Source organism: Janthinobacterium aestuarii (assembly GCF_046113285.1).
Taxonomy (GTDB): domain Bacteria; phylum Pseudomonadota; class Gammaproteobacteria; order Burkholderiales; family Burkholderiaceae_D; genus Janthinobacterium.
This window is the reverse complement of the sequence record NZ_CP142524.1, coordinates 2,409,961-2,424,812: the sequence shown is the minus strand read 5'-3', so window position 1 is coordinate 2,424,812 and position 14,852 is coordinate 2,409,961. Positions and strand designations below refer to the sequence as shown.

General features: G+C 62.9%; 12 protein-coding genes. 1 reads left to right on the top strand and 11 read right to left on the bottom strand.

Annotated elements, in window-relative coordinates; translation table 11 throughout:
- Positions 1 to 10 precede the first annotated feature (10 nt).
- On the top strand, positions 11 to 5,053 hold the full coding sequence (locus OX462_RS10945; RefSeq protein ID WP_409028407.1) for a diguanylate cyclase domain-containing protein: 5,043 nt from the start codon (positions 11 to 13) through the stop codon (positions 5,051 to 5,053).
- A gap of 41 nt (positions 5,054 to 5,094) precedes the next feature.
- Here the strand turns inward: OX462_RS10945 and OX462_RS10940 are convergent, their stop codons facing one another.
- From OX462_RS10940 to OX462_RS10890, 11 genes are all read right to left on the bottom strand, one after another.
- Complete coding sequence (locus OX462_RS10940) at positions 5,095 to 6,594, bottom strand: nucleobase:cation symporter-2 family protein (RefSeq protein WP_409028406.1); 1,500 nt, start codon at positions 6,592 to 6,594, stop codon at positions 5,095 to 5,097.
- Positions 6,595 to 7,063: 469 nt separating this feature from the next.
- Complete coding sequence (locus tag OX462_RS10935; RefSeq protein WP_162995725.1) at positions 7,064 to 7,228, bottom strand: hypothetical protein; 165 nt, start codon at positions 7,226 to 7,228, stop codon at positions 7,064 to 7,066.
- 128 nt (positions 7,229 to 7,356) lie between these two features.
- A complete protein-coding gene (locus OX462_RS10930) occupies positions 7,357 to 7,683 on the bottom strand; it encodes a hypothetical protein (RefSeq protein ID WP_070313496.1) in 327 nt (108 codons plus the stop codon).
- Positions 7,680 to 8,177: a glycoside hydrolase family 19 protein gene (locus OX462_RS10925; protein WP_409028405.1), complete on the bottom strand. Its 498-nt coding sequence runs from the start codon at positions 8,175 to 8,177 to the stop codon at positions 7,680 to 7,682. The genes OX462_RS10930 and OX462_RS10925 overlap by 4 nt, the downstream gene beginning before the upstream one ends.
- A 14-nt stretch (positions 8,178 to 8,191) precedes the next feature.
- The gene (locus tag OX462_RS10920; protein WP_070313495.1) at positions 8,192 to 8,620 is read right to left on the bottom strand and encodes a hypothetical protein; all 429 of its coding nucleotides are present in this window, start codon (positions 8,618 to 8,620) and stop codon (positions 8,192 to 8,194) included.
- A gap of 68 nt (positions 8,621 to 8,688) precedes the next feature.
- Positions 8,689 to 10,674, bottom strand: coding sequence for a tail fiber domain-containing protein (locus OX462_RS10915; RefSeq protein WP_409028404.1), 1,986 nt, complete (start codon positions 10,672 to 10,674; stop codon positions 8,689 to 8,691).
- Positions 10,674 to 11,504, bottom strand: a complete 831-nt coding sequence (locus tag OX462_RS10910) for a hypothetical protein (protein WP_409028403.1) — start codon at positions 11,502 to 11,504, stop codon at positions 10,674 to 10,676. The genes OX462_RS10915 and OX462_RS10910 overlap by 1 nt, the downstream gene beginning before the upstream one ends.
- 33 nt (positions 11,505 to 11,537) lie before the next feature.
- Entirely contained in the window at positions 11,538 to 12,248 is a 711-nt protein-coding gene (locus OX462_RS10905) for a hypothetical protein (protein WP_409028402.1), read from the bottom strand.
- Positions 12,245 to 12,535 (bottom strand): hypothetical protein, encoded by a 291-nt coding sequence (locus tag OX462_RS10900; protein WP_409028401.1) that lies wholly within the window; start codon positions 12,533 to 12,535, stop codon positions 12,245 to 12,247. Before OX462_RS10900 ends, OX462_RS10905 begins: the two co-directional genes overlap by 4 nt.
- Positions 12,532 to 13,386: a hypothetical protein gene (locus tag OX462_RS10895; RefSeq protein ID WP_409028400.1), complete on the bottom strand. Its 855-nt coding sequence runs from the start codon at positions 13,384 to 13,386 to the stop codon at positions 12,532 to 12,534. Before OX462_RS10895 ends, OX462_RS10900 begins: the two co-directional genes overlap by 4 nt.
- Entirely contained in the window at positions 13,383 to 14,852 is a 1,470-nt protein-coding gene (locus OX462_RS10890; protein ID WP_409028399.1) for a hypothetical protein, read from the bottom strand. The genes OX462_RS10895 and OX462_RS10890 overlap by 4 nt, the downstream gene beginning before the upstream one ends.

Genomic DNA, 14,852 nt, shown 5'->3' with positions numbered 1-14,852 from the left:
CTGCTAGCCCATGCGCTCTCTTTTCGACCACGAGATCATCAAACAGCTGCACAGCGGTGTCCGCTCACGGGTTTACCGTGCCAGGGCCGCCGATGGCACCGCGTTGATCGTCAAGCAACCCAATCAGCAGTTCCCCTCCTTTCAGCAACTGGCGCAATTCAAGCGCGAGTATGCGATCGCGCGCCGTTGCCGCCATCCGGGCGTGGCGCATCCGCTGGCGCTGCAGCTGCACGGCGGGTGCTGGACGATGATCGTGGAAGATTGCGGCGGCCTGGCGCTCGACCAGGTGTTGCGTGCGCAGGTGGCGGCGCGCAGGATGCCGTCGCAACCCGCCTTGGCGCTGGACGACTTTTTCGACATCGCGCTGCAACTGTGCGCGGCGCTGGACGAGGTTCATCGTCAGGGCGTGATCCACAAAGACATCAATCCCGCCAATCTGGTGTGGAATGGCGGCCGGCGCCTGCTGCAGCTGATCGACTTCGGCATCGCCTGCGAACTGCCGTACGAAAGCCATGGCATCGCCAATCTCCAGACGCTGGAAGGCACGCTGCGCTACATGGCGCCGGAACAGACCGGACGCATGAACCGGCGCGTCGATTGGCGCGCCGATTTCTATGCGCTGGGCGCCACCTTCTACGAGCTGCTGGCCGGCCAGGCGCCGTTCGAGACGGGCGACGAGATAGAACTCGTGCATTGCCACATTGCGCGCAGTCCCGACTGGTCGCACCCGGCGCTGGCAAGCTTGCCTGGCCAGCTGCTGCCGATCATCCAGCGGCTGCTGGAAAAAAATGCCGATCAGCGCTACCAGAGCCTGCAGGGCTTGCGCAGCGATCTCGAAGCATGCCGCGCGCAAAAGCCGGCGCAGACGCTCAAGCTGTCCGACCACAACGGCCATTTCCTCGTGCCGCAAACGCTGCACGGGCGCGAGGATGCCATCGCCGTGCTGCTGGCGGCATTTGAACGCAGCGCCGCGGGCAGGTGCGAGATGCTGCTGGTGGCCGGCCATTCGGGCATCGGCAAGTCGGCGGTCGTCAACGAAGTGCAAAAGCCCATCATCGCGCGGCGCGGCTGCTTCCTGTCCGGTAAATTTGACCAGCTCCAGCGCGACGTGCCGTATGCCCCGCTGATCCAGGCCTTCCAGGAGCTGGTGCGCCAGCTGCTCGGCCAACCCGAGGAAACGCTGCGGCAGTGGTCCGCCAAACTGCACGAGGTGCTGGGCAGCGGCATCGGCATGCTGATCGAACTGATTCCCCAACTGGCGCTGATCGTCGGCCCCACGGACGCAGTGCCCGCGTCGGACCCGGCACAGGCCCAGCTGCGCCTGGACCGCCTCTTCCCCCGCTTCGTCGAAGTGTTCGCCTGCGCCGGGCATCCGCTGGTGCTGTTCCTCGACGACCTGCAATGGGCCGATGCCGCCACGTTGCGAATGATCGAACTGCTGATGGTCTCCTGCGACAAGAGCTGCATGCTGTTCATCGGCGCGTATCGCGACAACGAGGTGAGCGCCGATCATCCGCTGATCGCGCTGCGCGACAAGCTGCTCGCCCGCGAGGTACGCCTGTCGACGCTGTTACTGAGCGCATTGACCGAGCCGCAGGTGGCGCAAATGGTCTCGGCCACCGTGCGCGTGGCAACCCACGATTGTGCGCCGTTGACCAGCATTTGCTACCGCAAGACGGCCGGCAATCCCTTTTTCCTCAACCAGTTCCTCGCTTCGCTCAATGAGACGGGCCATCTGCGCTACCGGGCCGCCGACGATTGCTGGGACTGGGACCTGCCCGCGATAGAACAGGCCAAATATACCGACAACGTGGTCGAGGTGCTGCTGGAAAAAATCCGCCGCCTGCCCACGGTGACGCAGCATCTGCTGCAACTGGCCGCCTCCTGCGGCAACCGCTTCACGCTCGATACGCTCGCGCTGGCAATGGACCGCGCTCACCGCAAAACGCAGCAAGACCTGTGGCCGGCGCTCAGGGCAGGCTTGATCCAGCCGCTCGACGAACGCTATAAGTACGTCAGTGGCGACAGCGATGCGGCCAACAGCGGCGTCGCTTACCGCTTCCTGCACGACCGGGTGCAGCAGGCCGCCTACCTGGTCGCCGACGACGCTACGCGCGTGGCCAACCATCTGCTCATCGGCCGCTTGCTCCTGCGGCATACGGCGCCGCAGCACCAGGACGCAACACTGTTTGAAATCGTCGAGCAGCTCAACGCCGGTCGCGCGCTGATCAAGGATGCGGACGAGCGCGTGCAGCTGGCGACGCTCAATCTCCAGGCCGGCGTCAAGGCACGGCGTTCCGCCGCGTTCCAGTCCACCCTGGAACACATGCGCATAGGTCTCGAGCTGCTGCCGGAGCACGCATGGAGCGTCCACGCCAGCCTTTGGCTCGACCTGCAGCTGGGCGCGGCCGAAGCGGCTTACCTGTGCGGCCAGTTCGATACGGCCGAGGCGATCTATCCACTGGTGCGCGCCCGCTCCCTGAGCCCCTTGCAGCAGGTGCGCTGCATTGCCATCCAGGCGCACCAGTATCAATTGCAGGGCCGCCTGCTCGACGCCATTGCCGTGCAGCGCGACGGCCTGGCGCTGCTGCACATCGACATCCCGCACGATGTGGCGCAGATGAAGGCGCGCTTCAGCGACATTCTCGCCGACATCGGACAGCAGCCTGGCGCGCACGCGCCCGACACCCTGCTGGCGGCCGATGACATGTGCGAGCCGGACGCCGTGGCCGCGATGCAGATGATGCAGGGCCTGTGGATGGCCAGCTACTACGCCGGCCAGCAGGATCTGAGCGCGCTGATGGTGGTGTCGATGACGCGGCTGTCGACGCAGCGGGGGAACAGCGATTTCAGCGCTGTCGCCTATGTCGGCTACGCGATGATGCTTGCGCTGTACAGCGGCGACATCGCGCGCGGCTACGCCTTCGGCGCGATGGCGATGGCGCTGGCCAGGCGCCGTGCCAACCTGCAGACGCGCACGCTCACGGGCCTGATGTTCGGCGCGCTCAGCAACCACTGGACGCAGCCGCTGCGCAGCTCCGACGCCCTGTACGAAGAAGCGTTTGGCTGGGCGCTGGAAATCGCCGACTTCGTGCAGGTCGGCGTGGTGGCGGCCGTGCGCGCCACCGACCGTATCATCCTCGGCGACTACCTGCCGCACCTGATGCACGACATCGAGCACGACCTGGCGCTGATGCGCGCCAACGGCCAGCAGGCGATGGCCGATTGCTGCGTCGCCGCCGCGGTCCAGCCGATCAAATGCCTGATGGGTCTCCTGCCCCGTCACGACAGCTACGACGATGGGGCCTTCAGCGAGGCGCGCTTCCTCGATCAGTATGGCGGCTCGCAGCTGTACCGCGCCTACTTCTTGCAGGGGAAAATACGCAACGCCTACCTGTTCGACAGCGCCGACGCCGAGCCGCTGGCCGGCCAGCTTGGCATCGTCACCCAGATCATGCGCGGCCAGGCCAAGGTTGCCGAGTGCAGCTTCTACGCCGCGCTGATCCTGATCCGCGCCTTGCGGCGCGATCCTGCGCGTGCCGATGCGAACGATGTGCTGGCCGTGGTCGACACGCTGCAAACGAGCCTCGCCGAGTGGTCCAGGCAAGGCTCGGACAATAGCGACGCCAAGCATCTGCTGGTGATGGCCGAGATGGCACGCTACCGGAAAGACCTGCAGCTGGCCACGCGCTGCTACCAGCAGGCGATCGACGCGGCCGGCCTGGCGGGCTACGTCAACATGCAAGCGCTGGGCAATGAACTGTGCGGCGAATGCTGGTTCGACCAAGGACATGCGCGCGTGGCCGGCATCTTCATCCAGGACGCCATCGCGCACTACGGCCAGTGGGGTGCGCAGGGCAAGGTGGCGCAGCTGCAGGCGCGCCATGGCGCACTGCTGTCAAGGATGGATGGCCGCGGCGCACAACGTCATTCCGTCTCCCACACGCACGGCAGTTCAGCGCTCGACCTGGCGTCGCTGCTGAAAGCGTCGCAGATCCTGTCGAACGAAGTGGGCCTGCGCAGCGTGCTGACGCGCCTCATTACCATCGTGTGCGAAAACGCCGGCGCGCAGGTGGCGCGCCTGCTGCTGCTGTCCGAAGGCAGCTACCAGCTGGAGGCCAATATCGATGGCGATGTCGTCACTGTCCTGCAATCGCGCCAGTTCGACCTGAACGCCGCCAGCGACCCGCAGTTCCCGCTGTCGCTGCTGCGCTACGTCATTCGCACCGGCGCCGAGGTGATCGAAGACTGCATCACGGGCGCCTCGCGCTTTGCCGCCGATCCGTACGTGCAGTTGCACCTGCCGCGCGCCGTCATGTGCCTGCCGATACGGCACGGCGGCCAGATCGGCGGCATCCTGTATTTCGAGAACCGGCTTGCAGAAGCCTCGTTCACGGAGGAACGCGTGGCGTTCCTGCGCATGCTCGGCGCCCAGGCGATGATCTCGATCTCCAGCGCCAGGCTGCATGACAGCCTCGAACGGCGCGTTGCCGAACGCACGGAACAGCTGGAAGACGCCAACCGCAAACTGGCGACCTTGTCCATCACCGACGGTCTGACTGGCCTGGCGAACCGGCGTCATTTCGACGACGTATTGCGTGCCGAATGTGCGCGTGCCACGCGCGTCGGCCGGCCGCTTGCCGTCATCATGCTCGATGTCGACTACTTCAAGCGCTTCAACGACAGTCACGGCCACCAGGCCGGCGACGCATGCCTGGTGCGGGTCGCGCATGCGCTGGCGGCCGGCATGCGGCGCGCGGGCGACCTGACGGCGCGCTATGGCGGCGAAGAGTTTTCGATCGTGCTGCCCAACACCGGCGCGGACGAAGCGCGCCAGATCGGCGAAGCACTGCGGCGGGCGATCGAAGATCTGGGTATCTCCCACGCGAACGCGGAGGCGCGGCAGGTGACGATCAGCGTCGGCATCGCGGTCCAGCCGGCACCGGGAGCCGCCGATCCGGACGCCCTGCTGCGCCTGGCCGATGCCGCGCTGTACCACGCCAAGGATGAGGGACGCAATTGCGTGGTGCTCAGGGCGTTGCCGCCTGGCTGACCGGCAGCGCCGCGCACCGCATTCACGGCGCCGGCGGTGCCTCAATCGCTGCCATGGCTGTTCTCGCGCGCCTGCTCCCGCGCTTTTTCGCTTGACGCCAGCCCGTTGAAGAACAGATTGAGCAGCACGGCAACGATGGCGGCCAGCAGGATGCCGCTGTGCAGCAACGGCGACAGGACTTTCGGCATGTGCTGCGCATATTGCTCGGCCACCAGCGGCAGCATGCCGAAGCCGATAGCCAGGGCCACGATGAACAGGTTGTTGCGGTTGCTCTTGTAGTCGACGCCGGCCAGAATGCGGATGCCCGTCGCGGCGACCATGCCGAACATCACCAGCCCTGCCCCGCCCAGCACGAACGCCGGCACGGCTTCGGCCGTCTGCGCAATCTTCGGAATCACGCCCATCACCAGCAGGATCAGGCCGGCCGCCACGCAGACCCAGCGGCTGCGCACGCCCGTCACGCCCACCAGGCCCACGTTTTGCGAAAACGACGTGTACGGGAAGGTATTGAAGATACCGCCGATCAAGGTTCCCAGACCATCGACGCGCAAGCCGCGGCTGATGTCGGCCTGTTCGATACGCTTGCCCGTCATCTCGCCCAAGGCCAGGAACATACCGAGCGACTCGATCATGACGACGATCATCACCAGACTCATGGTCACGATGGCAACCAGGTCGAAAGTCGGCATGCCGAACTGGAATGGCGTGACGATGGCGAAAGCCTTGGCGCTGGCCACCTTGGCGAAGTCGGCCTTGCCCAGCGCAAACGACAGGGCCGTGCCGGCGATGATGCCGATCAACACGGCGATATTCGACAGGAAACCACGGCCATACTTGGCCACCAGCAAGATGACGGCCAGCACGAAGAAGGCGATGCCCATGTTGTCCAGCGCGCCGTAGCCGGGATTGGCGATCAGGGGCACGGGGCCGGCTGGCCCGGGCAAGCCGGCCGCCGTCGCGACAGCGGCCATCTTAAGGAAGGCGGGATCGGCGATCTGCGCCATGGCGGGCGGCCCGCCCATGGCCCAGTTTACGCCCACGCGCATCAGCGACACGCCGATCACGGCGATGATGCTGCCCGTGACCACGGGCGGGAACAGGGCCAGCAGGCGGCTGATGAAGGGCGCGATCAGCATGGAAACGACGCCGGCGCCGATCACGGCACCAAAGATGCCGGTGATGCCCAGGGCCGGATTGTTCGCCATGGCCAGCATGGGACTGACGGCGGCAAAGGTCACGCCCATCATGACGGGCAGACGGATGCCGAAATGCTTGCCGATTCCCAAGGACTGAATCAGGGTCACGAGGCCGCAGCAGAACAGGTCGGCACTGATCAGCGCCGCCACCTGCTCGGGCGGCAGCTTGAGCGCGCGGCCGACGATCAGCGGCACGGCGATGGCGCCCGCATACATGACGAGTACGTGCTGCAAGCCCAGGGTGAACAGTTTCCCGGCCGGCAGCACTTCATCGACGGGGGACGGAGCGGCAGGCGTGGTAGCGGACACGCCGCGGTGGATGGATTTCAGACGGGGAGAGGCCATTTACGCTCCATTTCCTGGGTTACCGCGGCACGGATGGGTGCAGGTGAAAAGGAAAAGCAAGACAGAAACGGGACGACAGAAACACACTAGCGGCCGATGATGCATGCGAAGCTCCTTGGATGGAATGACCGAGGTAGCCATGCACGCTTCGTGCCAGGTGATTGTATACAGAGATTGTGCCGAAAGTCACCAGAAATCAGCTAATCAGGCGGTGAATGCACCGTTTTCTCGCATGCCGCCCCGCATCTGCACCAGAAGGCGGCGGCGCTGGCAGGCCACTGGTGAATGGGGACTGCTGCCTGGAACGCCTGTCAAAAACCAATGCGCATCGTCATTTGCGGCCGGCGATGCTCACTGCCTCGGCGGCACGCTGCTTCGTGCAGTGGCGTTTCTCGGGCCAGCGGGACGCCGGGCCTTCCTTGCGCCCGTCACGGTTTTGGTGGGCGCTATCAGGCGCAGTCAGGCGTTGTTAGCCGCCCGCACAGGCATCGAGCAGCGCTTCCAGCTGACGCACATGGGCAGCACGCAATTGCTCGCGCGCCAGCAAGGCTTGCACTTGCTCGAAGATGCCGTGGGCTGGCACCGCAGGCAAGGCGGGCGAGGCGGGGCGCGTGGCGATGCATGGCGCGCTCACCGGCCACGCTTGCACCTGCGATGCTGGCCCCCATGCCGCACAGCCGCTCAACAAGCTTACCAGCAACAAACTGGCTAAACGGTTGGCGAGGCTGCCGGCATGCCTTCCGGCACGTTCGCCTGGCGACCTCATGGCATTTCTCTGGCGATCAAGGCCTCGGCGGCACGACAGGCGTCGCCTTCGGGCGGCAGCGCCAGGATGCGCGCTGCCGCCGCTTGCGCCTCTGCCTGCCCGGTCTGCGCCGTGGCCAGCGCCTGGCGTACCCGCGCAGACCGGCGTGCGCCCTCTTCCCGCATCGTATCGAGCGCCTGGCTCTGGCGCCGCAACAGGGCTTGCACTTCGAGTACTTGCGCCGCGCACGCGGCACGGCCCGTTTCGCGGCCCCAGCGCTGGGCGCAAAACACGGCTGCCCCCAGCAACAGCAGCATGGCCACAATGCTCCAGGACGGCTTCATGCCAGCACCTTGCGCGCAGCCTGGTACAAGGCCAGGCGTTCGGCCAAGCCGTTCACACCGCCGTTGATGCGGCGCGTCACCCGTTCCTGGTCACCCGCGTCGGCCAGGCGGTTCAAGCCGCGCGATTGCCAGAACCAGCCCGCCGAGCGGCACGCGAAAGTCGTCTGCTCCAGCAACTGCGGCGCCGCCAGCAAGTCGATATCCAGCGCCACGCCGCACGCCGCGTAGTTGGCGCGCCCCGTCACCTGCAGCAAGCCGCGCCCCTTGAAGCGCACGCCATCGCCAGCGACCACATTACCCAAGTCCGCGCGTCCTTCATAGGCAGTGCCACTGGCCAGCTCGCGCACATAACGCAACTGTCCCGATTCGTGCCCCACCTGCGCCAGAAACGCCGCCTGGCGCAGCGGCGTATCAATGCTGAACTCGCTCATCGCCGCATTCAGCGGAGCCAGGAACAGCGTAGCGCGGCGGCCGGCCAACGGCATGATCTGCATCAATTGCGCGCCTGTCACAGCATGCCCCGCACATCCTTGACGGCAGCGGCCGCATCGGCCGCCAGTTCGCCGATATCCTTGCCGCGCCGCTTGTCGAACCAGCGCACGCAGGCGCCCAGTACCCACCAGGCAGGCAAGCCGGCCGCCACCATCAGCGGCGCGGCGATAAATAAAAATCCCGTGGCCGGGTCGCCGCCATACAGGCCCGCCACGGTTTTCGCACTGTCGAACAGGCTGGGCCACCACGACAGCACGGCGGCCACCAGCACGGGGCCAAGAAAGGTGGAAATGATGATGCTGGAACAAAAACGAATAAATGCCTCCTTGGTGGTTTGGGGCCACATGAACATGAAGCCCAGCGACGTGGCGGCGGCGCCGGCCAGCACGGGCACGCCAAACAGTTTGATCAATGCGCCGCCGGCGGCGGTGGTTTCGAGGGCCATGGTTGCCTTTCAGGTGGTGGAAATGAAAAAACCCGCCGAAGCGGGTTACAGTGGTGAAAAGTAGATGGCTAGGCAGCAAGCTCGAGTGCCGCCAGCCGCAGTTCCAGCTGATCCTGGCGGGCGGCCTGGCCGCGTGCAATGAACAGATTTAACTCATCAGGACGAAAACTGTACATGCTGCCAGCGAGTTGGACTTCCGTTCGAGCAGGCTGAACTTCACCGGGTTCGGTATACCCCTCTGTGAGTACCTCGTCGTATGCTTCGGCTGTCTCTGTGGCTGCATGGCGGACCACGACGGGTGGGTGCACTTTGTCCGGCACCTGGATCTGCGGATGCTCGGTGGTCTTTTCATCCCACTCGTCATAGCAAATAAAGCCGTAGGCGAGCGGATCCAGCCGGTGGCTTTCCATCACTTCGATTGCCCGCTGCACCGTCATGCCAATATGCTGACGCGCTGCCGTTCCCTTCTCCCTCACCGCTTCCAGGAAGCGATATTTTCCTATTTCTCTGGCCAATTGGGTGGCAGCGGCGATTTCATTGCCAGACAAGGCAACGACTGCCGTTTTATGCCGGGCATCGGATGTCTGGACCACGCCAGTAGAGGCGTATATATTGGTCCAGCGCCGGTTAAAGCTGCCGAGTCCAATTACATTGTCTTCCCAAGGGTAGACGTAGTCTCCTTGCACGCATAATACGGCAGTTAACACTCCGGCTCGCTTTACTGCGATAGTGAAACTTCCCAGTGTTGCATTATTATCAAACCAGACACGTCCATGTTCGATCGCGTTGTTATAACTGAAAATATACGATGCCTGGCCCTGCGCTGCGTCCAGCGCCAGCGCTGTGTAGCCCCCTAAAGATTTGACGGCCACTGTATTCTGGCCAGGCGCATTGACCTGAAAGCCTCCCGGAAACAACGTCGCGTCTGACGTACTGGTTTTGAAGTAAATGGTTCCGGCGCTGCTCGACTCATAGTTAATAATCGAAAACTGACCGTTGGAGTTCTTCAGGATATCCGCCGAGGTGGACGCGCCCCCCGATGCCGCCTTTGTAATCAGCCGTATGATCGAACAATTGCCAGTTCCATTGGCCTCATTCACCACATCCAGATACCTGTAGCCGACAACCGGACGCTGCTCTCCCACGCTCACGTTGCCGTTGACACCAAGAGTCATGGTGTTGGCACTACCGGTATAAAACTTCAGGGGAAGGTAACTTCCCGTACCAATTTGTGAGGAAGAAAGCCTGACACTATCGGCTCTGATTATGCCGAGCGAGGCCAAGGAAGTATTCTGCGGATTATCATCGGCATAGGCATTGAATTGGGCGACCGTCCCGGTACCGTTAGGAATCGCACCAACAATCGTGGAACTATTGGCGCTTGTCGTGCGCAACAGCACACGGGCATCGTGAATCGCATTGGAGAAATCCCCGCCGATGACACCGCCAAACACCGCGTTATATGCATTGGCTTTCAATGACAACGCGCTGTCCACCGCGGCGCTAACTGGTTTTGACGCGTCTGCGGTATTGTCTACATTCCCCAGGCCAACATCAACTTTGTTGCCGGAAATGGCCACCTTGGCCAGGCTGGTCGTTGCCGCCTTTTTCAGCTCAAGCTCATTCAGCGCCGCCTGCACATTCGTCGCAATAATCCCCCCCACCGGCGTGCTGCTTATCTGCGACGCCACGTTCGTCGGAATCGTCACCCAGGCGCCAGCCTGGAATACGCGCAGGCAGCCGCCGTTCAGCACCGTGTCCCAGTAGGTCGCGCCGGCCAGCAGCGCTGCGCCAGCGTTGTCCGATGTCGGCGCCAGCGCTTTAGCACCGAGATAGCGCGCGTCGAGCGAAACAAACGCGGCGCTTGCGGATGCGGCCTGCGCGGATGCTTTAACTGCATCTGCGCTGGCGCTGGTAGCGGCCTGTCCCGCCGCTGCCGCACTGGCCGCAGCAGCAGCCGCATTGCGCGGAATATCCGCGACATCCTTAGCAAGCGCCAAGTCGTTGAGCTTGCGCACATAGTCCGTTTGCCCGGGATAAAAATTGGCTGGCATCAGATTTCCTCTACAGTAATGGATGTCGAATAACGTTCGAATTGCGGCGTGGTGACGGCAGCCGCATCGGGCAGCTTGCCGTATACCTGGTGATCCTGCTCCAGCAAGGGGTCGTCGGATTCCGGAAAGAGGCTGATGAAGACCGGACGCGACTTGCCATTGCCGCGCAAGATGGCCATCAACTTGCTGCGGTCGGGTGGCGACATGGCAGTCAGGCTCAGAGCCAGCTTGCGGCTGCGCGGTCCCACATTCGTCAGCAAATCACCGCCTTCATTGCGGTAATGCTGGCTGGCATCGTCGACCGTCACCGAAGCACCATAGTCGGCATTGCTTTCAGGCGACCAGTACATGCCGGCGACAAGGCGCGACGCCTCGATGTAGCCGGCAGGATTGAGCGCGTCATCGATGTCAATTTCCAACTTTTCCACCCAATCCGGTGCAAACCAGATGCGCCCGTAGGCGCCGCCGCCATACGAGAAGGCATTCACGCCCAAAGGTTCCAGGCCCCAGTCACAGGCGCCCAGCGGCTGGTGTGCACAGGCCTGCACCGTGCCCGTGTCGAATGCGGGCGTCGAATCGCTCGCCAATACGTAGCCGCGCGCACGCAAGGTGGCGGCCGAACTCAAGTTGCAAAATGGCAGCACTAAGGCGCCGATCAAAGCGGTCGAGGGAAAAACAGCGTGCAGGGTGGCGCTCGTGCCTGTCGACCGCCATACTTCGGATTTAATGTCCGTCAACAGGTTTTCTGCGGTGAGGCCCCCCGACTGGCTCGATGCCGTGATGACGGCCAGGTCAGCCGCATTGTGGTGGATGATGCGTAAATTCGTCATGACATATTCTTTCCTGAAATTTGCAAAATATCTCTACGGCAGGAAGCTTCCATCTATTACCAGGAATGGCGAAGGATGACTTACCGTTGAGTCTTTACCCCGCTGACCTTGCGATTCAATCCTCTTGAATGTGAGCCCTGCCGTATACCCCACTGTATTGTTCGCGGTGCGCAAAAGAAAATAGCGGCTATTCGTCAGGATGTAGCCAGGCTCAAGATCAAAATACGAAACATTGTAGAAAGGTGCATTTCCAATGGCGATTGGACGATCAACGGGAGGAATCCGGACACTTTCACCCAGCGATCCGGACGCAATCGGGAAAGTGATATTCGGTGTGCCAAAATCATGGGTCACGTAGTGCTCCTTACTATGCCGTAAGATCAAACCAAACTTTGAGCGTGCCTGGGATATGGTGGAAAAGGCCCAAACATCCACAGCTTCCTGCCTGTCAAATTTTTCCCAATCTCCTCCGGTACCGCAATACACCCCCACCGTATGGACACCATCCTGATACGATGTGCCAAAAATGCCGACACGCCGGCCAAGCGGCAAATCGAACGCCCACAGCACCGGGCGATCCGTCGCAAACGTATATTGTGAGTAGCCCGTCTGCCATGCGCTATCCTTGTAGTAAGGCTGTACAGTTTTCAAGAAATTCGCTTTACCTATGCAGGAGGTGCCAGGGGTATCGCTATCGACCACGAGATCGCCAGCGGCATTCAAAATGCGCAATGTATTTGTCATTTCAAATACACTCCCGCAGTCGTCATACTGGTTGGTGGCAAATCGCTGCTAACGGGGAAAATAAAACGCGGATAGCCAGGTGTTTCGTCATAGGACCACTCCACATGATTTTGCCCATCGCCATACACCACCATTGGCATGCGGCCACGCGGCAAGCCAGGAAAGATGATGGTTTTTCCTGTCGCCGGAATGGCGAAGATCCCAAGACAGACTCCGCCTGCCGCCTGCCGTGAATCGAATATCACCCGGCCTGTATCGGTACGGAGTATCAACGCGGCGGCCCTCATAAAGCCATCCCCAGTTCTATCACCGCCCGGCCGTCTTTATTGAACACGTAAAATCCGTTCGCATTGAGTTCAATTCGTTGATATCCAGTCACCTCGCTGGGCGTCGAACGCAAATAAAACGTGCCATCCGCATTAATGACGACATTGCCATTGGCGGACTTGCAAGTGTCACTGAAGGTCAACGCCCCCGTCTTGGTCGAAATCGCCTCCAGCGAGCCAAACTTGGCATAGCTCTGGAAAGGAGTCGTCCACACAGTCTGGTTGGTTACCGGATCGTAGTTGCCGCTGGACTGGAACCACACCTGCCGTTCCGCCGGGGCGCCATTGATGGCCGCGCCCCAGGGGCGCGTCTCGCCCCAGGTACCCACGGGGGGATAAGCGTCGCCCTGCACCGTCACGCTGGCCGGATTGAAGGCCAGCGCATAGCCGTCGATCAGCGTGAAGCACTGGCGCGCTGACTTGCCGCTGCTGCCATTCGATCCAGGCACGCCATTCACGCCGTCCTGCACCTTGTTGACGATCTGCTGCGCCGTGAACGTCACGCCGCTGTCGTGCAGCAAAGTGGCGGTCACGGTGACCTGCTGCACCAACATGGCGCTATAGGCCAGGCTACGCGTGTTACCGCTACCGCTCAGGACGCCGCCAGCACTGCAGCTCCATTGCACGGTGCCGGGCAAATTGATTTGCGTGGCCTTGAAATTGATGGCGGCCGGCGAGCCGGCGCCGCTGGTGCTGACGTGGAACACGGGCGTGTCCACCGTCAGCAGCAGCGCGGCCCCCGCTTCCGGCGCCGTCAGCCGTGGCGACGTTGCCTGCAACAGCACGTCGCGGTCATTCATGATGGTACTCATACGACAAACCCCACTTTCACATGTCCAGTCAACCAATCCGGGGCCAGTGATACAACCTGCCCCGCCACGCCGTTTTCCATGCCAAAGCGTGGATGCGTGACTGTCACGGCCTGTCCCAATTCCAGCGCCAGCATCTCCGCCGTGCCGTCGAATTCGTAAACCATGCGCGGCACGCGGCCAATCGCCAGGCGACGCTGCGCCTCTGCCTCGGCATCGACGCGGCGCAGCAGCATGGTGTCCTGCTGCAGCGGTTCCGCGTCGAGCCGGTAGGCCGCCTGTATCGAACTGTCCACAAGGGTGGCCGTCAGCCACTCCGTTTCAAACAAATCCTTGTGCTGGACTGGGATACCTGTCAGCAAACCCGTTTGCACGGTCCAGTTCTTGCAGAAGCCCAGCTTGACGGATGCCATCGGCGCGCTGCGGCTGACTGGCGTCAGGCTGCCCGCCACCATGTGCTTCGGCCCTACCTGCGTCGGCGAGCCGGCGGGAGGCAGGCTAAGTTGCAGCAGCCGCAGCTGCCCCAGGCGGGACATCACCAGCTGCGCACCCAAGCTGGACGCCAGCATCTGGCAGGCATTGAGCACATTCGTGCGGCCGGCCAGGAACAGGCCCACCGCTTGCGGATGCGCGGCATCAAACGCCGCCAGGTTGGCCGTATCGAGGTCGCCATCGACAAAGCGGTCGCCCACCTTGCCGTAGGCTGTCGCCAGGCGCCGCACCAGCGCGGCCACCGTATTGGCATAGGCGCCAGGACGGTCGCCCTGCACAGTCACGGTAACTGTCCCGGCGGGTGGCGCCGCCAGGACGACGGTGCCCCTGGCCTTGTCAGCCGTGATTCGCACCGGCAACCCGTTGTCGCGCACTTCGATGATCCCTTCGATGGCGCCGTCATGCACCTGGTACTGAAGCAAGGCCGGATCGGCCAGCAGCGGCGTGATGTTGTGCACCTCGCCAAAAACCAGTGGCAGCACGGCATCCTTGTTCGGCGTCGCGCCCCCCAGCTTGGCCTCGCTGACAGGCGTATTCAGGCGTTGCAGCTTGTCGCGCAGTTTCAGCGCCAGCTTGTCGCGGCCTTTCGGCGCGATGTCGGCCACCACGCCATTGAAGATCATGCGAAAGTCGCTGCGGCGCCAGCGCGGATCGCCGATCCAGGCACGAATCGGACGGTTCATCCACACGTCATCGAGCCAGGCATCACGGATGCCGGACGGATTGTGGATCTCGATATCGCCCGCCGACAGGCTGGCCTCACCGCCCAGCGACAGCTGCTCGGTGAACTGCATGCCCGTCGAGACGATGGACTGGTAGGCCAGGTTAGGCGGCGTGTCATCGGGGGCCGTGACATATGCGCCCGTGCTGAGGAAGCGCGTGCTTTCCTGGCCAGCGCTACGCACGGCCACCTCTATCAGCACCAGACGCCGCGCCGAGGCGTTGCGCAGCCACGCGGTGAACTGCGCGTCGCTCAT

Bases quoted from the DNA above. Each gene is read 5' to 3' on its own strand.
- OX462_RS10915 (WP_409028404.1), bottom strand. From the start codon at position 10,674: ATGCCAGCCAATTTTTATCCCGGGCAAACGGACTATGTGCGCAAGCTC.
- OX462_RS10925 (WP_409028405.1), bottom strand. From the start codon at position 8,177: ATGCAGATCATGCCGTTGGCCGGCCGCCGCGCTACGCTGTTCCTGGCT.
- OX462_RS10930 (WP_070313496.1), bottom strand. From the start codon at position 7,683: ATGAAGCCGTCCTGGAGCATTGTGGCCATGCTGCTGTTGCTGGGGGCA.
- OX462_RS10940 (WP_409028406.1), bottom strand. From the start codon at position 6,594: ATGGCCTCTCCCCGTCTGAAATCCATCCACCGCGGCGTGTCCGCTACC.
- OX462_RS10945 (WP_409028407.1), top strand. From the start codon at position 11: ATGCGCTCTCTTTTCGACCACGAGATCATCAAACAGCTGCACAGCGGT.
- OX462_RS10905 (WP_409028402.1), bottom strand. From the start codon at position 12,248: ATGACAAATACATTGCGCATTTTGAATGCCGCTGGCGATCTCGTGGTC.
- OX462_RS10895 (WP_409028400.1), bottom strand. From the start codon at position 13,386: ATGAGTACCATCATGAATGACCGCGACGTGCTGTTGCAGGCAACGTCG.
- OX462_RS10900 (WP_409028401.1), bottom strand. From the start codon at position 12,535: ATGAGGGCCGCCGCGTTGATACTCCGTACCGATACAGGCCGGGTGATA.
- OX462_RS10890 (WP_409028399.1), bottom strand. From the start codon at position 14,852: ATGAGCGACGCGCAGTTCACCGCGTGGCTGCGCAACGCCTCGGCGCGG.
- OX462_RS10920 (WP_070313495.1), bottom strand. From the start codon at position 8,620: ATGGCCCTCGAAACCACCGCCGCCGGCGGCGCATTGATCAAACTGTTT.
- OX462_RS10910 (WP_409028403.1), bottom strand. From the start codon at position 11,504: ATGACGAATTTACGCATCATCCACCACAATGCGGCTGACCTGGCCGTC.